At 65.4% G+C, this 18484-nt stretch carries 19 protein-coding genes; 10 read left to right on the top strand and 9 right to left on the bottom strand.

The annotated features are described in order from the left end of the window. Positions 1-14: 14 nt before the first annotated feature. A complete protein-coding gene (locus ACZY0X_RS09295; RefSeq protein ID WP_463769639.1) occupies positions 15-812 on the bottom strand; it encodes a serine/threonine-protein kinase in 798 nt (265 codons plus the stop codon). Between the two features lie 153 nt (positions 813-965). Here ACZY0X_RS09295 and ACZY0X_RS09300 point away from each other — a divergent pair, with 153 nt between their 5' ends. Then, the gene (locus tag ACZY0X_RS09300; protein WP_463769642.1) at positions 966-1922 is read left to right on the top strand and encodes a 4-(cytidine 5'-diphospho)-2-C-methyl-D-erythritol kinase; all 957 of its coding nucleotides are present in this window, start codon (positions 966-968) and stop codon (positions 1920-1922) included. Between the two features lie 295 nt (positions 1923-2217). Further along, a complete protein-coding gene (locus tag ACZY0X_RS09305; RefSeq protein ID WP_463769644.1) occupies positions 2218-3855 on the top strand; it encodes a fatty acyl-AMP ligase in 1638 nt (545 codons plus the stop codon). 129 nt (positions 3856-3984) lie between these two features. On the opposite strand, the gene ACZY0X_RS09310 is transcribed toward ACZY0X_RS09305, so the two are convergent. After that, on the bottom strand, positions 3985-5199 hold the full coding sequence (locus ACZY0X_RS09310; RefSeq protein ID WP_463769646.1) for a YbfB/YjiJ family MFS transporter: 1215 nt from the start codon (positions 5197-5199) through the stop codon (positions 3985-3987). 408 nt (positions 5200-5607) lie between these two features. On the opposite strand from ACZY0X_RS09310, the gene ACZY0X_RS09315 reads away from it, so the two are divergent. The 5 genes from ACZY0X_RS09315 to ACZY0X_RS09335 all read left to right on the top strand — a co-directional run bounded on the left by ACZY0X_RS09315 (position 5608) and on the right by ACZY0X_RS09335 (position 10779). Next, positions 5608-6006, top strand: a complete 399-nt coding sequence (locus ACZY0X_RS09315; protein WP_463769648.1) for a RidA family protein — start codon at positions 5608-5610, stop codon at positions 6004-6006. A 20-nt stretch (positions 6007-6026) separates the two neighbouring features. Then, positions 6027-7664: an amidohydrolase gene (locus ACZY0X_RS09320; protein WP_463769650.1), complete on the top strand. Its 1638-nt coding sequence runs from the start codon at positions 6027-6029 to the stop codon at positions 7662-7664. Beyond that, positions 7661-9034: an amidase gene (locus tag ACZY0X_RS09325; protein ID WP_463769652.1), complete on the top strand. Its 1374-nt coding sequence runs from the start codon at positions 7661-7663 to the stop codon at positions 9032-9034. The genes ACZY0X_RS09320 and ACZY0X_RS09325 overlap by 4 nt, the downstream gene beginning before the upstream one ends. Further along, positions 9031-10104 (top strand): urea transporter, encoded by a 1074-nt coding sequence (locus tag ACZY0X_RS09330; protein WP_463769654.1) that lies wholly within the window; start codon positions 9031-9033, stop codon positions 10102-10104. The genes ACZY0X_RS09325 and ACZY0X_RS09330 overlap by 4 nt, the downstream gene beginning before the upstream one ends. 117 nt (positions 10105-10221) lie before the next feature. Continuing rightward, positions 10222-10779 carry a helix-turn-helix domain-containing protein gene (locus ACZY0X_RS09335; protein ID WP_463769656.1) on the top strand — a complete coding sequence of 186 codons (558 nt, stop codon included), beginning with the start codon at positions 10222-10224 and terminating at the stop codon, positions 10777-10779. Positions 10780-10789: 10 nt separating this feature from the next. Here the strand turns inward: ACZY0X_RS09335 and ACZY0X_RS09340 are convergent, their stop codons facing one another. Further along, complete coding sequence (locus ACZY0X_RS09340; RefSeq protein ID WP_463769658.1) at positions 10790-11413, bottom strand: AAA family ATPase; 624 nt, start codon at positions 11411-11413, stop codon at positions 10790-10792. A 49-nt stretch (positions 11414-11462) separates the two neighbouring features. Beyond that, a complete protein-coding gene (locus ACZY0X_RS09345; RefSeq protein WP_463769660.1) occupies positions 11463-11987 on the bottom strand; it encodes a DUF6611 family protein in 525 nt (174 codons plus the stop codon). A 183-nt stretch (positions 11988-12170) separates the two neighbouring features. Here ACZY0X_RS09345 and ACZY0X_RS09350 point away from each other — a divergent pair, with 183 nt between their 5' ends. The 3 genes from ACZY0X_RS09350 (at position 12171) to ACZY0X_RS09360 (ending at position 15097) form a co-directional block, all read left to right on the top strand. Then, positions 12171-13127 carry an ATP-binding cassette domain-containing protein gene (locus tag ACZY0X_RS09350; RefSeq protein ID WP_463769662.1) on the top strand — a complete coding sequence of 319 codons (957 nt, stop codon included), beginning with the start codon at positions 12171-12173 and terminating at the stop codon, positions 13125-13127. Continuing rightward, positions 13124-13978, top strand: coding sequence for an ABC transporter permease (locus ACZY0X_RS09355; RefSeq protein WP_463769664.1), 855 nt, complete (start codon positions 13124-13126; stop codon positions 13976-13978). Before ACZY0X_RS09350 ends, ACZY0X_RS09355 begins: the two co-directional genes overlap by 4 nt. An 84-nt stretch (positions 13979-14062) precedes the next feature. Next, positions 14063-15097: a 4Fe-4S binding protein gene (locus tag ACZY0X_RS09360; RefSeq protein ID WP_463769666.1), complete on the top strand. Its 1035-nt coding sequence runs from the start codon at positions 14063-14065 to the stop codon at positions 15095-15097. 80 nt (positions 15098-15177) lie between these two features. On the opposite strand, the gene pth is transcribed toward ACZY0X_RS09360, so the two are convergent. From pth to arsC, 5 genes are all read right to left on the bottom strand, one after another. Then, the gene (gene pth, locus ACZY0X_RS09365) at positions 15178-15756 is read right to left on the bottom strand and encodes an aminoacyl-tRNA hydrolase (protein ID WP_241403508.1); all 579 of its coding nucleotides are present in this window, start codon (positions 15754-15756) and stop codon (positions 15178-15180) included. 26 nt (positions 15757-15782) lie between these two features. Continuing rightward, complete coding sequence (locus tag ACZY0X_RS09370) at positions 15783-16442, bottom strand: 50S ribosomal protein L25/general stress protein Ctc (protein WP_463769668.1); 660 nt, start codon at positions 16440-16442, stop codon at positions 15783-15785. 130 nt (positions 16443-16572) lie between these two features. Continuing rightward, a complete protein-coding gene (locus ACZY0X_RS09375) occupies positions 16573-17439 on the bottom strand; it encodes an oxidoreductase (protein ID WP_463769670.1) in 867 nt (288 codons plus the stop codon). A 25-nt stretch (positions 17440-17464) separates the two neighbouring features. Continuing rightward, the gene (locus ACZY0X_RS09380; protein WP_463770591.1) at positions 17465-18079 is read right to left on the bottom strand and encodes an LpqN/LpqT family lipoprotein; all 615 of its coding nucleotides are present in this window, start codon (positions 18077-18079) and stop codon (positions 17465-17467) included. 65 nt (positions 18080-18144) lie between these two features. Next, on the bottom strand, positions 18145-18483 hold the full coding sequence (gene arsC, locus ACZY0X_RS09385) for an arsenate reductase (glutaredoxin) (RefSeq protein WP_463769672.1): 339 nt from the start codon (positions 18481-18483) through the stop codon (positions 18145-18147). Position 18484 lies beyond the last annotated feature (1 nt).

Here is an 18484-nt window from a genome sequence, read left to right on the forward strand (position 1 = left end):
GACATCGGCGCCGATCACCCCAGCGCGCGAGTCATCAACCGGATGAACTCCGCACATGCCGTATAGCGATGGTCGGGGTCCTTGGCCATGGCCTTGGCGAGGACCGAGTCGAACGCATGCGTCATTCCGGCAACACGACCCGCGAAGCGTGGCACCGGACGGTTGAGGTGGGCGTCGATCAGATCCGTCGTCGTGGTCGGGGCGTAAGGCTCTCTCCCGGTGAGTAGTTCGACCGCGGTGCAGGCCAGCGCGTACTCGTCGGATGCAGCAGATGGTGCCCGCCCACGCAGCAGTTCCGGCGCGGCGTAGGGCAGGCTGGCCTCGACGTGCGTCGGTCGATGGTGAGCGTCCTGCGCCAGTGAGTGCGCCACTCCGAAATCGATGAGCACGACGCCGCCGGATGAGAAGTCTTGGCGGACAAGCACGTTCGATGGCTTCACGTCGCAGTGCACGATGCCTCTCCGATGCGCGTGGTCGAGCGCATCGGCGACCTGGGCCAGCGCGGTGAGACGGTCGGTCATAGTGTCGAGGTTGGTCACCAGGCCCCCGTCGACCAGTTCCATTGCCAGCCAGGCCGCACCGCACTCGTACACAGTCACGACGTGTGGATGACGCAGTCGTCCGGCGAAGTCGAACTCGCGCCGGATGCGGTCGAATTGAGCGGTTTGTCGGTGTCTGTCATCGAGAACCTTGAGTGCCACCGCGCGGTTCGGCTCCGAGACGTGGTGGGCTCGGTAGACCGTCGCGGATCCGCCGTGGCCGACGGCCTCATCGATGACGTAGGCCGCGAACCGATCGTCGGGCGCGAGCACAGTCTCAGGCTACGGTGATCCTTGACACATCTTCGCGGCGATCACTAGCGTTGCCTCTAGCGGGTTTTGCCGCCCGCTGTGAGCGGCGGGATTAACGAGGGGTATCTCACCACTTGGTACCTGCCCCGGGCGCCACGGCGATATTGTCTTGGCGTGCCTGCCTCCGACGGTAATACCGCATCCGATTGGGTTCCGTCGGGGTCGGTGACCGTCCGCGTCCCCGGCAAGGTCAACCTGTATCTGGGTGTGGGTGATCTGCGCGACGACGGCTATCACGAGCTGACGACCGTCTTCCATGCCGTCTCGCTGTTCGACGAGATCACCGTGCGCAACGCCGAGACGCTGTCGCTGGAGACCTCGGGTGAGGGTGCTGCCGACCTGCCGACCGACCGGACCAACCTGGCCTGGCAGGCGGCCGAGCTGATGGCCGAACATGTGGGCCGTTCGCCCGACGTCGCGATCCTCGTGGAGAAGTCGATACCTGTCGCCGGCGGTATGGCCGGTGGCAGTGCCGACGCTGCGGCGGTCCTGGTGGCGATCAACGCCCTGTGGGAACTCGGTGTGCCGCGTCGCGATCTGCACGCTCTTGGGGCCACGCTTGGCAGTGACGTGCCGTTCGGCCTGCACGGCGGTACTGCGCTGGGCACCGGTCGGGGAGAGCAACTCGCAACGGTTCTGGCGCGAAACACATTTCACTGGGTGCTGGCGTTCTCTGAGCGCGGGCTGTCCACGCCCAAGGTGTTCGACGAGATCGACCGACTGCGCGCCGCCAAGGGGGGTGGGCCGGCACGGTTGGAGGACCCCGAACCGCTGCTGGCGGCGCTGGCGTCGGGTGACGCCGCGCAACTGGCGCCACTGCTCGGCAACGACCTGCAAGCCGCGGCGCTGAGCCTGGACTCTCGCCTGCGCCGGACCCTGCAGGCGGGGGAGGAGGCGGGCGCACTGGCCGGGATCGTCTCCGGTTCGGGGCCGACGTGCGCCTTCCTGTGCTCGTCTGCCTCGGCCGCCGTCGACGTCGGCGTGCAACTGGCGGGGGAGGGCGTGTGCCGCACCGTGCGGGCGGCCAGTGGGCCGGTGCACGGCGCACGCGTCGTTCCGTCGCAGGCTTAGCGGCGGCGGCCTGCGCGAGTGTGACCCAGGCCTCATTTCTGTCGTAGGTTTGGTAGTTACTTAAGAGTCTCTTAAGATGGACAACGGTGAAAGCTAGCGGTGACGCGGCCTACGCGACGATTACTCGCCTCGGGACTCCCGGCGGGCGGATGCGCAGCGGTCGTACCGGCCGATCGGCATCATCATTTTGCAACCCAACTGCTCCCAAATCGTATGTGCGTGCCTTCGGTGCAGCGGCCGCCACTTGGCGGAGCATGGAAGACCGGGCAGTGGCACCTGGACCCAGGAGGTCGTCGTGAGCAGATTTACCGAGAAGATGTTCCGCAACGCCCATGAGAGCGATCGCGGCATGGTGACCGGCGAGCCGCACGAGCCCGTGCGGCACACGTGGCTCGAGGTGCACGAGCGTGCCCGTCGCATCGCGGGCGGACTCGCCGCAGCAGGCGTTGGACCCGGTGACGCCGTGGGCGTGCTGGCCGGTTTCCCGGTCGAGATCGCACCCACCGCCCAGGCCCTGTGGATGCGCGGCGCCAGCCTGACGATGCTGCACCAGCCGACCCCGCGGACCGACCTCGCCGTCTGGGCCGAGGACACCATGAACGTCATCGGCATGATCGAGGCCAACGCCGTGATCGTCTCCGAGCCGTTCCTGGTCGCGATCCCCGTGCTCGAGGAGAAGGGCATCAAGGTCCTCACGGTCGGCGCGCTGCTCGAGGCCGACCCGATCGACCCGGTCGAGACCGGTGAGGACGATCTCGCGCTTATGCAGCTGACGTCGGGCTCGACCGGCTCGCCGAAGGCCGTGCAGATCACGCACCGCAACATCCACTCCAACGCCGAGGCGATGTTCGTCGGCGCCGAGTACGACGTCGACAAGGACGTCATGGTCAGCTGGCTGCCCTGCTTCCACGACATGGGCATGGTCGGCTTCCTCACCATCCCGATGTACTTCGGCGCCGAGCTGGTCAAGGTCACGCCGATGGACTTCCTGCGCGACACGCTGCTGTGGGCCAAGCTCATCGACAAGTACAAGGGCACCATGACCGCGGCGCCCAACTTCGCGTACGCGCTGTTCGCCAAGCGCCTGCGTAAGCAGGCCGAGCCGGGTCAGTTCGACCTGTCCACACTGCGGTTCGCGCTGTCGGGCGCCGAGCCAGTCGATCCGGCCGACGTGGAGGATCTGCTCGACGCGGGCAAGCCGTTCGGGTTGCGGGCCGATTGCATCCTGCCGGCCTATGGCATGGCCGAGACCACGCTCGCGGTGTCGTTCTCCGAGTGTGGTGCAGGTCTGGTGGTCGACGAGGTCGACGCCGACCTGCTGGCCGCGCTGCGTCGCGCCGTACCCGCGACCAAGGGCAACACCCGCCGGCTGGCCTCGCTCGGCCCGCTGCTGCAGGATCTCGAGGCCCGTGTCGTCGACGAGAATGGCGATGTGATGCCCGCCCGCGGCGTCGGCGTCATCGAACTTCGTGGTGAGTCGCTCACCCCCGGCTACATCACCATGGGCGGGTTCCTGCCGTCGCAGGACGCCCACGGCTGGTACGACACCGGTGACCTCGGCTACCAGATGGACAACGGGCACATCGTCGTCTGCGGTCGCGTGAAGGACGTCATCATCATGGCGGGCCGCAACATCTACCCGACCGACATCGAGCGGGCTGCCGGTCGCGTCGAGGGTGTCCGCCCGGGCTGCGCTGTCGCGGTGCGCCTCGACGCCGGGCACTCGCGTGAGACGTTCGCCGTCGCCGTGGAGTCCAACGCGTGGAAGGACCCGATCGAGGTGCGTCGCATCGAGCACCAGGTCGCACACGAAGTGGTGACCGAGGTCGACGTGCGTCCCCGCAACGTCGTGGTTCTCGGGCCGGGCACCATTCCGAAGACGCCGTCGGGCAAGCTGCGCCGGGCCAACTCGGTCTCGCTCGTCACCGGCTAGGCCTTCAACTCGACACGCAGCGACACCAGCGCCGCCATCGCGGCGAAACTGCGCGTACGGCTGTTGGCGGGTCGAGATAACGACCCTTGGCGCGGTCTCGCCGCAGCCGGCCGCTGCTCACTCGATCTGCTAGCGCTCCGTCGTCGGATGGGGGCACAGCACGACCATCACGGAAGCCGCGACAAGTAGCGCAAAGGATATCCAGAAGCCGCCGCTGATTCCCCAGCTTCCGTCGGCGATCATTCCGGAAAGCACCGGTCCAAGGGCCTGCCCAAGCGAGAAGGCGACCGTTAGCAGCGCGATCGCTCCGGTCCAGACCGCTTGAGGCAAGGTGCGTTGCACGATGATCATCACGACAGCTGGCCCAGCCATGAAGCCGATGCCGAAGACGGCTGCGGATGCGAATGCTCCCATGGTTCCTGGGATCAGGAGTACGGGAAGTATGCCGAGTGCGACAGTCAAGCTGACGACCGCCGGAGCGATGCGCGAATCAAGCCGATGGAGCACGTACCCCCACACGAAGAGTGTGCCAGCCATGCATGCGACCCCCAGCACGATGAAGAAGACCGCGACCGATTCGCGAGATGACCCCTGCTGCTTGAGAAGCGCAGCGACAAACGTCATGTAGGTGACGTAGCCCGCGCCGAACAGGATGTACCACACGAAGGTTGGCCACAGGCGAAGCGAAATCCTGTCCAGGGTCGCCCGACCCGGGGTCACCTGCGCGCATTGACGTGCCCCGTACACCGCCGGAACAACGAGCACAGCCGCCGCAATGCCCAGTATCAGCCAGCCTTCACGCCAACCACTCTCGCCCCAATGCTCCAGTGACCAAGGCACGCCAATGCCTGCGAGAACGATCCCAACGCCGACGCCAGACATATAGATGCTGATGATCTGCGACGAGCGTCCCTGCCCCGAGGCCGTGACCCGCGAAGCCAACGCCGTGCCAACGATGAAGACGACGGCGGTGGCGTAGCCGCCTGTTGCCCGAATGAGGTTCAGCCACACATAGTTTGACTGCACCACGGTCAGCAGCAGCGCCACGGCGCTGATCGCCATCCCTCCCGCGAAGCACCGAAACTCGCCGATGCGCCTGGCGGCAAGTCCTGTTGTCGCCGCACCGATGAGGTAACCCGCCGCATTCGACGCGGTGATCCCGCCCGCCACGGCGAAACTCCACCCCAAGTCTGCGCGCATCGGCGGGAGTAGCAGCGTATAGGCGAATCGAGTGAAGGCCAGCGCGACCACGGGACCCGCCGATAGGCACAGCGCAATGACGACCGGGTGCACGGCACTGCGCGTCGCAGGGCCACCAACGCCTGCTGTGGGAATGGTGTTCATCAGTTGAATGACCTTCCGGGGGAGGACTCGTGCGTGCATTCCGCACGGGCGAACCGACTATCGGGTCACCGAGGTCGGCGGCACCGTAGTTCTACAATAGGGGAATTCGTGAGTCGCCCTCAAGCGGTCGGAGAAACTGCAACCCATGACGCGAATCCCCGTCGATCGGGCCAGGCTGTCGCCCTCTGAACCTAGCCAGCACGCTTCGGCCCGTGAATTAGGCTGATGTAACTGCGATTACGAGGAGAACCCAAGGCGTTCGGATCTGGACGACCTGGTCGATCCGCCGTCGTTCAACAACCCTTGGCAACCGAGTGGACGTGATGTACCGTATCTCCAATACAAGAAATGATCCAGCGATGGTGACGTCTTAGCCGATGACACGGCGCCGGTCTCTGACGGAGGAGAATGAAGTTGTCAACTACGAGTGAGCTAGCAAGCCCGCTGGGTCCCTATAGTCATGCAGCGACCGGCGGCGGTCTCATCTTCTGCGCCGGACAACTGGCCCTCGACCCGGATACGTCGGAACCATTGACGCACCTGGACATTGACCGGCAGACCAGGATCGTGCTCGCGAACTTGGTGACAGTCCTCGACGGCTACGGTGCCACATTGGGCGATGTCCTTCGCACCACCGTTTACCTGCGCAGCCTTGACGACTATGCGTCGATGAACGCGGTCTACCGCGAGTTCTTTGGCGAACACCGGCCGGCGCGCGCCACCATGGAGATCAGCGCCCTCCTCGGCAACCTGGCCGTCGAGATCGACGCTGTAGCCGCCCTTCCGGTCCCGAACCCACACCGTTAAAGCACTGTGACAGGAGAATCATGACGTCTACCTCAAACCCATTCATCGTCGCGGCGAGTCAAATCACCACTCTCGCAGGCGCTGACGTGGAGGCGATGGCAGTCCTGGGCGACCGGGTGGCCGCGGTCGGAACGCTGCGTGATCTGCGCGACCAGTTTGCCGCTGCGGAGGTCGTCGATCTTCCCGACGCCCACATCGTGCCCGGCTTCAACGACGCGCACTGCCATCCGTCGGTCACCTCCGAGACGCGTCTTCGCTTGGACGTATCGCCTGCGACCGTCACCACCGTCGAGGACCTCCTGTCTCGCCTCAAGGACCGTGCCGACTCTGTCGCGGACGGTGAGTGGATCTTCGCGGCGGGATTCAATCCAAACCGCCTACCGCGCAATGAGCCTCGTATTGATCGCCATATGCTCGACCGAATCTCCACGACGAAGCCGATCGCTGTGGTGCTGTTCAACTGGCATATCGCTGTGGTCAACACTGCTGCGCTTCGACTGCTCGACGTCGACGACCACACGCTGGATCCCGTCGGTGGCGAGTACGGTCGAGACAGTGCGGGACGTCTCGACGGCTGGCTTATCGAGCAGGCCTTTCTCAACCCGTACTGGGCGGCCACCGGTCAGACCCCCTGGGTCGCGGACCTACCGCAGGACATGCTCGTCGACGCGCTGGTGGAGGAGAACGACTTCCTGCACTCCGTCGGCATCACCTCGTATTGCGACGCCATCGTCACCCCTCGCATATGGCGGACCTACGAGGCCGCCCGGGCACGGGGACAACTGACACCTCGAGTGGGGATGCTGCTGTGGAGCACGTATTTCGAGAGCATCGCACAGCTGGGCCTGCGTTCGGGTTTCGGTGACGAGCATCTCCGCTTCGTGGGCGTCAAGGTCATGTACGACGGGGCACTGAGCGGCGGAACGTGCCTGTGCACCCAGGCCTATGCCAGCGGTACGGGCAGCGACAACGGTCTGCAGTTGGTTGACCGCGGCGAGTTCAACCAACTCGTAAGCGATGTACACGAATCAGGTAATCGGATCTGTGTTCATGCCAACGGCGATCGAGCGATATCGGAAGTTCTCGATGCGATTGAACTCGCCAGAAGCCGTGATCCCAGGAACGGCATCAATCATAGAATTGAGCACTGCAGCATGGTCGACGCCACCTTGCTCGAGCGGATCAAACGCTCGGGCACCACGCCCGTTCCCTTCAGCGGCGCCATCCGGCAGCATGCCAGTCACATGGTGGAATACTACGGCCGCGAACGTACTGCTCAGATCCTTCCGCACAAGGCCTTCCTTGACAGCGGCATCACCGTCGGCGGATCGTCGGACTACCCAACGACCCCGGTTGAACCCTTGACTGCTCTGCAATCGCTACTCACTCGCGCCTCTGCGACCGACGGAACGGTGCACGGTGCGGACCAACGACTCTCGATCCGCGAAGCCCTCTCCATGTACACCATCGGCTCGGCCGTTGCCACCGGCGAGCAGCACCTCAAAGGGCAACTGAAACCTGGGATGCTGGCCGATTTCACCGTGCTCGACACGAACATCGTCGAGAATCCCGACAGTGTCAGCTCGGCCTCCGTGGTGCAGACATGGGTCGGCGGCACCAATGTCTGGAGCGCTCGCGGATACGGGCTGAGCCGATGAGCGTGAAAGAACTGCCGGTCGAACCATGTGACGGCGACGTCGCCCAACTGCTGAGCCGGTCGACGACGTACGTGCGCCGGTTGTTCCTATCAGGAGACGTGTCACCGGTAGCCGTCACCCGTGCAGCCCTCGACCGTATCGAGAGCAATGCGCGCCTCGGCGCGTTTGTCGAGGTGGATCGTGAGGGCGCTCTCAAAGCCGCAGCCGCCTCGGAGGATCGGTACCGGCGAGCCGTCAGCCACGGCCCCCTCGACGGCATAGCCGTCTCCGTCAAGGACATCATCGCCGCCGAGGGATTGCAGTGGGAGGCCGGATCAGCTGTCCTGTCCGGCCAGCGAGCAGCTCAAGACGCGGCGGCGGTTGCGACCCTGCGGCAGCAAGGCGCTGTCATCGTGGGTAAGACCGCTCTCGACGAATTCGCCCTGACCACAACCGGACCTGTCCTGAACCCCGTGTCTGAGAATCTGACCGCAGGTGGCTCCAGCTGCGGGTCCGCGGTCGCCGTTCGGACGGGTATGTCCTTTGCCGATCTCGCTACCGACACCGGCGGCAGCGTGCGCATTCCCGCTCACTGCTGTCACGTCACCGGGTTGAAGCCCACCCGCTCACTGCTGCCCCTCGACGGAGTGTTGCCGCTCGCACACTCGCTTGATCATCTCGGGATAATCACACGCACCGTGGAGGACAGCGCTGTCGTTCTCGGCGGGTTGCTGACCGGCGGCTCGCCCGTCGACGTCCGATCGATCCCGGCGCCGACGGACCTCCGAATCGGTGTACCGACGAATCTTCGCTTCCACGGCACCCGCTCAGAAGGCGAGTACTGGCGATCAGTGCACGCGCTGGAGTCGCTCGGTATGCGTCGCGTCGATGTCACGCTTCCTGATCTCGACGTGGTCGCCGACGTGCATCAGGCGATCCTGCGCACGGAGATGCGTGGCTACCACGACGGGAGGTTCGGTCGCAGTGAGAACCGCTACGGCCCTGGCCTCCACGAGTTCATCTGGGGCCAGCCTGCCGTGACCGCCGGGCAGTACCTCCAGGCTCAACGCGTACGCGCCGAGCTTGCCGGCGCAGTCAGCAAGCAGCTCGGCACATGTGATGTGCTGGCATTGCCGACGCTTCTCGTCGACATTCCCTCGGCCGGTCAGTACGAGATCGACCTCGACGGAACGCCGACGTTTGCGACCAGTGCAATGGTTCGACTCACCGCCCTCTTCGACCATACGGGTCATCCAGCGGTCACGGTCCCACTGAACACCGGCTCGCACAACACTTTTGACAGAATTCAACTTGTAGCAGACTATTTCGACGACGCGTTCCTCCTCGCATTCGGACAATTCTGTCAACAGCTTCTCCAGGACGCGAGATGAGCACCCTTGCCGCGCTGGGCCGGATGTCGCTGACCGTCGGTTCGGCATGCACAGGAACGATGCCGAAAGTGGCAGAACGTCTCAGCCGCAACAGCTTGGCTGGTTTCATGGACGCCGCGCTTCGGGGCGTCGGAATGGCTGGGTTCGCGAACAACCCCCTCAGTGGGATGCTGTTCCTTGCTGCCGCCTTCTCGATATCGCCCTGGCTTGGGTTTTCCGTCATCTTCGCTGGAATGGTGTCCACGGGCACCGCGCTAGCGCTGTCATTGGATCGCCACGACGTCCGAGCCGGCTTGTACGGCTACAACGGGGCGCTCGTCGGCGGTGGGTTTGCGACATTTCTGGCGCCGGCATGGGATGTTGCGATCGTCTGCTACATGATCGCAGGCGCGGCGTTGTCGACAGTCGTCATGGCCGGTCTCATTCACGTAATGGCGAAGGGGTGGAACGTCCCTCCGGTGGCAATTCCGTTCAACCTCATCGTCATCGGGTTCCTTCTTGCTGCGCAGACAGTCGACCGTGGGCACACCGGCCCGCTTGTCGGCACGAGCGAACCCGTCAGCCAGGTGGCAGTGAATCAGCCAACCGCCATCAACATCGCCGACGCCCTCGCACATGGCATTGGTCAGGTGGTGTTTGCGGGAACTCTCACTGCCGCTTTGCTCGTGTTGACCGGGATACTGATCTGCTGCTGGTACAGCGCACTACTCGCGGTCCTGGGTTCGGCAACCGCCGCGTTGACTGCGGCGGCCCTCGGCACAGACCCCTCCGCGATCAACATGGGACTGCTCGGGTTGAATGGCTTCTTGACGTGCGTCGCCCTCGGAGCCATCTTCGTGCAGCGGCGCACCGTCTACACAGTGATCCTCGGCATCGTCGGCGCAGCCACCGCCACCGTTACGGCCCTGGCGCTCAACAGGATTGTCATCGAACTGGGTCTACCTGGATCGATCACCCTCGCTTACTGCATCGTCACGCCGTTGTTTGTCGGCGCGAAGTTCCTCTCTCCGCGACTGCATCCCGAAACATCGGCCGCGGTCTCGCGTGCCTCAGCACCGGTGACGAGCTGACCTGCCGTGCATCACACAGCAGGTCGAATCTCATCGGCGGACGTGCCAACTACTCATGTCGTCGTCCACATGACTGACAACAAGGAGACCAGCCGCCTTCGGTAGGCTGCGCAGATCATGCACGACGAAGTCGCCTTCGGTAAACGAGTCCGGGAGATGAGGCATCAGTCCGGACTGACCCTCGACGCGCTGGCATCGAGAAGCGGAGTTTCGCGAGCAGCGCTGTCAAAGATCGAGCGATGCGAGCGGAGTCCCGGCCTTGAGATCGCTGTGAAGATCGCCGATGCTCTCGGAACCAACCTGGCACAACTACTCGGTGGCGTCGAGGAACCCGCCGGGTCCGAAGTGCTACGAGGCGCCCAGCCCTCGATCACAGATGAGGCCACTGGCGTTAGACGCGAATCGCTGTTTCCCACGACTCCAGGGGTCGAGGTCGTGCGATTCACGTTTCCCCCAGGCGTGGGTGCGGGCCCATTCTCATCTCACGGACCCCGGAGCCAGGAGATCTTTGTCATGCTCGATGGGTCGGTGTCGATACAGACAGGAAGCGGAATCCTTCATCTCGGCGCGCACGACATCGCGACGATCTCGGGAGCCGAAGAGCACTCCCTGCGCAATGTCGGACAAGGCGAAGCGACGCTGCTCGTTTTCATCATCAGGCCCGAGACGACCTGAACTGGGTCACCTAGAGCCTGATATGCCGAATTCCGACCGCCGCACGGCGTAGTTGGTAGCGCGCCGGGCCCAATCTGGGCTGCGCGAGCGGCAGACCCGCGCGGGCGGCGACATCCTCCACCACGTCGTCGATCTGGCGGTGATCGGTGTCGACGTGATCGGCGAACCGGTCGGTGGCCAGCGCCGTGACACAACGGTCGATCTGCGCCATGGCCCACGTGTCCTCACGCCCAACCGCTCGGCCCAGCCAGGACGAGCCACGGGTGCGCAGACGCCGGCGCAGGGTCTCCGGTGACGCCACGAGGGAGAAGTGCCGTACCGGGACGCCCACCTCGCGAAGGCCGGTCATCACCTCATCGAAGTAGGACGGCTCGACCAGCGTCATCGGCACGATCACCGGGCCCGGCATCACGGCCCGGTGCGCCGCCACCGCGTCGGCGAGGGTGGCTACCACAGCGGCGCGCCACTGCGGCCGATCCTGAAAATCCTCGCGTGCGCCGGCCGGCAACATCTTGTGGATGGCGAAGCCGATCAGCTCGGGGTCCGCGACATGGGACCCGTGGACGCGGCGATGGAGTTCGAACGCCGTCTGAGTCTTCCCGGCACCGAATGCCCCGTTTATCCACACCAGCATCGAGCCAACTCTAGCGACGGCCGTGTGGCAGCATCCCAGGGTTATCGGTCTACGTCACCGAGGCCTGTCGCGCAGGCATGGCGTCGTAGACCCGCCACACCACTGCCTCGTGCTCGACGGTGCTGAGCGCGCCCGACGCGAGCCTGGCGTCGGCGTCAACCAGGGCCAGCGCGAGCGTGCAGAGACGCGTAAAGGCATCGTTCACCGACGGATCGTCGATGCCGGCGATGCGCAGGACCGTCAGTGTGCGGACCCCGCCACGGGCCGGCCCCGCCATCGCCATGAGCGCCGCACCCGCGCCGAGGCAGATCGATGTCGAGATCACCAGCGCCGGTATGGATCCGAACATCGCCATCAGCACGATCTCCGAGAGGAGCCAGGCAACGGTGCCCCAGATGGGCCAGGTGCGCCACAGGCGAAGCACGATGCGCTCGTCGCGCGAGATACCGGGCGGGAACAGAACCAAGTGATACCGCGAGATACCGCTTCGGCCGGCAGATATGTCCAATGCTCCCCAGCTGTGACCACGGTCAAACAGACGCCGGACGAGCGCAGTGCGCGTCGGGTGACTCATGTGTCCAGGTCTACGCCGCGGAACGCCCGGAATCCGTCGTCCATACGGAATCCTGACGGCCCGCTGCCCAACCTTGACGATTAGTTTCCCTTGACGATGAGTTTCGTGATTGCGACAGGTCTGACTCATCGTGCGCAGGAAAAGCAATGGCAGATCGTCGGTACCCGTCGCTACGGTTGAACCATGACTGACCCGGCCATCGAGGCCATCGATCTCGTCAAGCGCTTCGGTGACTTCACCGCCGTAGACGGCGTCAGCTTCAGCGTTCCGCAGGGCACCGTCATGGGGCTGCTCGGCCCGAACGGCGCTGGCAAGACCACCACGGTCCGCATGATGACGACGCTGTCGGCGCCCACCAGCGGGACGGCCAGGGTGGCCGGGTACGACGTCCGCGCGGAGCCCGACAAGGTGCGCAGCAACATGGGCCTGACCGGTCAGGTGGCCACCGTGGACGAGCTGCTCACCGGCCGGGAGAACATCCGGATGATCGGCGGCCTCTACGGCATCGGACGGCGGGACCTCGTCAAGCTCGGAGACCGACTGCTGGAGCAGTTCTCGATCGCCGACGCGGCCGACCGTCCGGTGAGGTCGTACTCCGGCGGTATGCGGCGACGGCTGGACCTCGCGGTCAGCCTGATCGCGTCACCGCCGGTGCTGTTCCTCGATGAACCCACCACAGGACTGGATCCGCGCAGCCGCAGCGATCTGTGGGAGGTGCTGCGTGAACTCGTGGCGGCCGGCACCACACTGCTGCTGACCACGCAGTATCTCGAGGAGGCCGACCAGTTGGCCGACGACATCGTGGTGATGGACCACGGCCGAATCATCGCCAGGGGTACGCCGCTGCAGCTCAAGGAGCAGGCAGGCAACGCCAGCCTCGTCGTGACGGTGTCCCACGCGGCGGACCTGTCAGCCGCGCGCGACCTGCTGCTCCGCACGGGCGCCGAGGTGCACGTCGACACCGGCGCGCGGCAGCTCACCGCGTCGGCCGAAGGCATCGCCGCGCTGACCACGGTGGCCGGCTGGCTGCAGGACAATCGCATCGAGGTCGACGACATCGGACTGTCCCGGCCCAGCCTGGACGACGTCTTCCTGTCCCTCACCGGACACCGCGCCGAGGACGAGGAGAAGTCCGCATGACCACCGTCGCATCCCAGACCGATTCCGGCACGGCGGCGCAGCGTCCGTTGATCCGCCCCACCAATATCGCGCAGCAGTCCTGGATCATGGTGAAGCGGAACATGATCCACACCAAGCGGATGCCTGAGATGCTGAGCGACGTCACGGTGCAGCCGATCATGTTCGTGCTGTTGTTCGCCTTCGTGTTCGGCGCGTCGATCGCGACCAGGGGTGGCGCGTCCTACCGGGAGTTCCTGCTGCCGGGTATCCAGGCCCAGACCATCGTGTTCACGGCGTTCGTGGTGTCCACCGGTATCACCGCCGACCTGGAGAAGGGCATCATCGACCGGTTCCGGTCGCTGCCGATCCGGCGCTCGGCGGTGCTGATTGGCCGCAGCGTGGCCAGCCTGCTGCACTCCTCCATCGGTGTCGTGGTGATGGCAGTGACGGGGTTGTGCATCGGGTGGCGGATCCGGGGGAGCGTCGCTGAGGCCGTACTCGCGTTCGCGCTGATCCTGGTGTTCGGGTTCGGGATGATCTGGTTCGGCATCCTGATCGGCTCGATCATGCGCTCGGTCGAGGCCGTCAACGGCGTCATGTTCACGGTGTTGTTCCCGATCACGTTCCTGGCCAACACGTTCGCGCCGACCGAGCCGATGCCGCGGTGGCTGCGGGTGGTCGCCGAGTGGAATCCGGTGTCATCGCTGGCGCAGGCCATGCGCGAGCTGTGGGGCAACGGGCCCGCTGCGCCGCCGGACGCGCAACTGCCCCTGCACCATCCGGTGCTGGCCACCATCCTGTGGTCGGTGGCGATCACCGCGGTCATCGCTCCGTTCGCGCTACGCGCATACGCGCGACGGACCTCCGACTGAGCGACCCCCCCAGCCTCGGTTGCCCCAGGGCCCGTGCCGCGTCCTGTTGACAAGGCCTGAGTTCATCAAACTATACTCAGCGATATGACGGCTGAGATATCTCCGCGCATCGCCAACCACCCGACCGTGCGCAAGATGGCCGGCCGCACACATGACCGCCCCGCGGTGATCGACGCTGAGTGGCTGCGCCGAGTCTGTCTCGAGGCCGGGGCGGACGATGCGGCGTTCGCCAGTGTCGCCGATCCTCAGCTGGAGTCCGAGCGTGAGCATGCCGATGAGGCGTTGCCGGGTGCGCGCAGCTTCATCTCGCTGGTGGTCAAGATGAACCGCGACAACGTCCGCTCGACTGCCAGAAGCGTTGCCAACCAGGAGTTTCACCGCAGCGGCGAGATCATCAACGAGGCGGCGCACCGCATCACCCGTGTACTGCAGGACACGGGCTATCGCGCACTCAACCCGTCGGCGACGTTCCCGATGGAGATGGACCGCTACCCGGGGCGGATCTGGGTGATCGCGCACAAGCCGGTCGCGGTCGCCGCTGGGCTCGGTGTGATGGGCATCCATCGCAACGTCATCCATCCCCGGTTCGGCAACTTCATCCTGCTCGCCACTATCGTCGTGGACGCACCGATGTCGAGTTACGGTGAGCCGCTGGACTACTCGCCGTGCCTGGAGTGCAAGATCTGCGTCGCGGCGTGCCCGGTCGGCGCGATCGGGAAGAACGGGGAGTTCGACTTCGTCGCGTGCTCGGTGCACAACTACCGCGAGTTCATGGGCGGTTTCACCGACTGGGCGCAGACCATCGCCGACAGCGAGGACGCTGCCGACTTCCGCAGTCGCGTCAGCGATTCGGAGAACGCATCGATGTGGCAGAGCCTGTCCTTCAAGGCTAACTACAAGGCCGCCTACTGCCTCGCGGTCTGTCCGGCGGGCGAGGAGGTCATCGGCCCCTATCTCGACGATCGCAAGGCGTTCATGGCCACTGTGCTGCGACCGCTGCAGGACAAGAGCGAAACCCTCTACGTGCTACCGGATTCGGAGGCCAAGAGTTACGCCGAGAAGCGTTTCCCGCACAAGCCGATCAAGATCGTCGACAGCGGAATCCGGGGTGTCCGCTGAGACTGCTGTGAGCGCGTCGAAATGCTCGAATTCGCGATCTCACAGCAGTCTCGGCGAAGAAGAATAGGGGGAGAGCTGGCTCAGGCCCAGGCGTGGACGAGATTCTGGGCCGACTCCAGGCCATCGCGGATCAGGAGTTCGGTGGCGTCGGCGGCCTGCTCGCAGATCGTGCCGACCTCGGGCCGCTCTGTCGAGGTGAAGTTCTCCAACACGAAAGCCGCCCCCGACTTGCGCCCCGGTGGGCGGCCGACGCCGATCCGCACGCGCTGAAAGTCATTGGTGCCCAGCGCTGAACTGACCGAGCGCAGACCGTTGTGGCCGGCGGCCCCACCGCCGAACTTCAACCTGATCCGGCCGAAGTCGATGTCGAGTTCGTCGTGAATGATGATCACATCGGCCGGGGCCACCGAATAGAAGTTCGCCAACGGCCCGACCTGGCGCCCCGACTCGTTCATGTAGGTACGGGGCTTGGCCAGCACGACCGATCGGTCGCCGAGGCGGCCCGTCACCACCTCGGCCCCCGACTTCTTGTGCACCTTGAACCCCGAGCCGATGCGATCGGCGAGGATGTCGGCGACAAGAAAGCCGAGGTTGTGCCGGGTGGTGGCGTACTGCGGTCCGGGATTGCCCAGGCCGACCACCAGCAGCGGTTCGGCCACGATCTCAGATCCGCTCTACTGGGGGGTTACTCGGACGCGGACTCGGCCTCGGCGTCACCTTCGGCGGGGGCCTCGGTGGCACCCTCAGCGGCCTCGCCGCCACCCTCGCTCTCGAGGTCTGCCGCGGTCGGCGCCGGGATCACGTTGACGACGAGCAGCTCGGGATCGGAGATCAGCGACACGCCGTCGGGCAGCGGAACCTGCGCGGCAGTGAACTGGGTTCCTGCGGCGGCGCCCTCGACCGACAGCGTGAGGCTCTCGGGGATCGACATGGCGTCGGACTCGATCTCGATGGTGCTGGTCTCCTGGTTGACCAGGGTGTCCGGGCCGGCGTCACCCTCGACGGCGACGTGGACCTCGACGGTCACCTTCTCGCCGCGACGGACGATGATGAGGTCGACGTGCTGGATGTTGCGGCGGATCGGGTGGACCTCGATCGCCTTCGGCAGCGCCAGGGCTTCCTTGCCGTCGATGTCGAGCGTCAGCACCGCGTTGGTGCCGAAGTTGCGCAGGACGGCGGCGAACTCGCGGGCCGGCAGAACCAGGTGCTGGGGCTCGGCGCCGTGGCCGTACAGCACGGCGGGGACCTGGCCATCGCGACGGGCCTGACGCGACGCGCCCTTGCCGGTCTTCTCGCGGACCTTGGCGGTCAGATTGTTGGCGCTGTGGGCCTGGGTCTTGGCCATGTGATTTGCTCCTGTGCCTATGCGGTGGTCGCACGGCCAGGGTCACGCGCAGTTGCGCGGAGGTTCCCGTCGATAACGGTGGCCTGGCCACCCTCGCCGTGATCGCCCGCAAGGCTAGCGCACGAGCGTGCTACAGCGGAAATTCAGTACCCGTGAGCTGCGCGGACAGGTCCCACAGTGCTTCGGCGGTCTTGGCGCTGCTCGCCAGCGGACTGCGCGCAACCGGTTGGGTTGGGCCCCTCATCGCGAAGCGCGGCCCAATGAAGGAGTTGCCTGCCACGTCCTGGGACGCCGCGAACAGTGTCTGGCGGGCACCGAAGTCGGCATCGGTGGCCAGCTTGTTGGCCGCCAGCCACACCTTGGTGCCCAGCGCATTGCCGGTATGGCCCTGCAGATTGGTGGCCGAGTAGCCGGGGTGGCAGGCCACGGCGCGCAATGGTGATCCAGCCCGGTCCAGCCTGCGTTGCAGCTCCTTGGTGAACAGCAGGTTGGCCAGCTTGGACTGCCCGTAGGCCGGCCAGGCGAGGTATGGCCGGGACTTCCAGTTCAGGTCCTTGAGGCTGATGACACCGAGTAGATGCATCATCGAGGACACCGTCACCACGCGGTCGGAGACCTTGGGCAGCAGAAGGTTGGTCAGTGCGAAGTGGCCCAGGTGGTTGGTGCCGATCTGGCTCTCGAACCCGTCCACGGTCTGCGCGTACGGGACGGCCATGATGCCCGCGTTGTTGATCAGCACGTCCACCTTCTCGACGCCGTCGGCGAACGCGCGGACCGACGCGAGATCCTGCAGGTCGAGCTGGCGGACCTCCACCGCGCCGGTCATGCCCGCCGCGGCGGCGTCACCCTTGGCGGTGTTGCGGACCGCGAGGATGACGTTCGCGCCGACGCGGGCGAGCTCACGCGCGGTGACCTCGCCGAGGCCGCTGTTGGCGCCTGTGACGATGACGGTGCGTCCAGCGAACGAGGGCAGGTCTGCAGCGGTCCAGTCGCTCATTGCTGAAGCGTAGTTGGGAGACCGGCTACTTCGCCGCGACCGTGAAACCCTTGATGATCTTCTCGATGTCGGGGCCGTTGGCCTGCGCCTGGTCGGCGAAGCTCGTCACGGTCAACTGAACGAGGTAGCGCTGTCCGGGCACGCCCGGTCGCACCGGTGTCCCGGTCGCGATGACGATGCGGTTGTAGCTCTGCATGCGCTGCCCGTTGAGGTCGTAGGAGCCCTCGATCATCGACGACGGGAAGCCACGGAAGTCCGCGTCGGATGCGTTGAGTTCCTTGAAGTTCTCCGACATCTTCGCGTCGGCGTCCGCGTGCTTGAGCGCCTTGGCGACGTCGAAGTCGCCGTTGAGCTCGAACACGATGATCATCGCGGTCGGGTAGGTATCGCCCTTGGCGATGGTCCTGGTGCCCGGCGACAGGTTGGCGTTGACATAGGGCTGCCACCCCTGCGGGCTGGGAACGTCCACGGTCAGGTCGGTGAGCTTGGCGGGGGAGACGGGCGCGCCGGTGACGCCGACGTTCTCGAGGTACTCGGAGAACGGGATGAGCGGTTCGGCTCCTGGCGATGTCGTCGTCGTGGTGGGCGTCGTCGACCAGATCGACTGGTAGTCCGGGGTCGCGGGGCCGCAGCCGGTCATGGCGGCGACACAGAGCGCGACCGAGGCGGCGACCGCGATGGAGGCGGAGCGCGCGCCTGAAACCGTCACAGAATCTCGCGAACCGTGTCGATCGGCCGGGCCAGTCGTGTTCCCTTCGGCGTCGTGACGAACGGGCGCTCGATCAGGATCGGGTGCTGCGCCATCGCGTCGAGCAGGGCGTCATCGGATGCGTCGGCGAGGCCGAGTTCGGTGTAGAGCGACTCGCGCTTGCGGACTGCTGTCCGGACATCGATCCCGGCATCGGCGATCATCGTGACGAGCTCGTCGCGGGTTGGCGGAGTCTTCAGATAGAGCACGATCTCCGGCTCGATGCCGTTGTCCCGCAACAGGTCCAGAGTCTTGCGCGATGTCGAGCACTTCGGATTGTGGTAGATACGGGCCACA

It is taken from the genome of Mycobacterium sp. IDUB_39, from assembly GCF_055419205.1.

Excerpts from the sequence above, each read along its gene's own strand:
- ACZY0X_RS09375 (WP_463769670.1), bottom strand. The coding sequence starts at position 17,439 with ATGAGCGACTGGACCGCTGCAGACCTGCCCTCGTTCGCTGGACGCACC.
- ACZY0X_RS09320 (WP_463769650.1), top strand. The coding sequence starts at position 6,027 with ATGACGTCTACCTCAAACCCATTCATCGTCGCGGCGAGTCAAATCACC.
- ACZY0X_RS09330 (WP_463769654.1), top strand. The coding sequence starts at position 9,031 with ATGAGCACCCTTGCCGCGCTGGGCCGGATGTCGCTGACCGTCGGTTCG.
- ACZY0X_RS09370 (WP_463769668.1), bottom strand. The coding sequence starts at position 16,442 with ATGGCCAAGACCCAGGCCCACAGCGCCAACAATCTGACCGCCAAGGTC.
- ACZY0X_RS09340 (WP_463769658.1), bottom strand. The coding sequence starts at position 11,413 with ATGCTGGTGTGGATAAACGGGGCATTCGGTGCCGGGAAGACTCAGACG.
- ACZY0X_RS09325 (WP_463769652.1), top strand. The coding sequence starts at position 7,661 with ATGAGCGTGAAAGAACTGCCGGTCGAACCATGTGACGGCGACGTCGCC.
- ACZY0X_RS09380 (WP_463770591.1), bottom strand. The coding sequence starts at position 18,079 with ATGACCGGCTGCGGCCCCGCGACCCCGGACTACCAGTCGATCTGGTCG.
- ACZY0X_RS09350 (WP_463769662.1), top strand. The coding sequence starts at position 12,171 with ATGACTGACCCGGCCATCGAGGCCATCGATCTCGTCAAGCGCTTCGGT.
- ACZY0X_RS09355 (WP_463769664.1), top strand. The coding sequence starts at position 13,124 with ATGACCACCGTCGCATCCCAGACCGATTCCGGCACGGCGGCGCAGCGT.
- ACZY0X_RS09315 (WP_463769648.1), top strand. The coding sequence starts at position 5,608 with ATGAAGTTGTCAACTACGAGTGAGCTAGCAAGCCCGCTGGGTCCCTAT.
- ACZY0X_RS09360 (WP_463769666.1), top strand. The coding sequence starts at position 14,063 with ATGACGGCTGAGATATCTCCGCGCATCGCCAACCACCCGACCGTGCGC.
- ACZY0X_RS09345 (WP_463769660.1), bottom strand. The coding sequence starts at position 11,987 with ATGAGTCACCCGACGCGCACTGCGCTCGTCCGGCGTCTGTTTGACCGT.
- ACZY0X_RS09335 (WP_463769656.1), top strand. The coding sequence starts at position 10,222 with ATGCACGACGAAGTCGCCTTCGGTAAACGAGTCCGGGAGATGAGGCAT.
- ACZY0X_RS09310 (WP_463769646.1), bottom strand. The coding sequence starts at position 5,199 with ATGAACACCATTCCCACAGCAGGCGTTGGTGGCCCTGCGACGCGCAGT.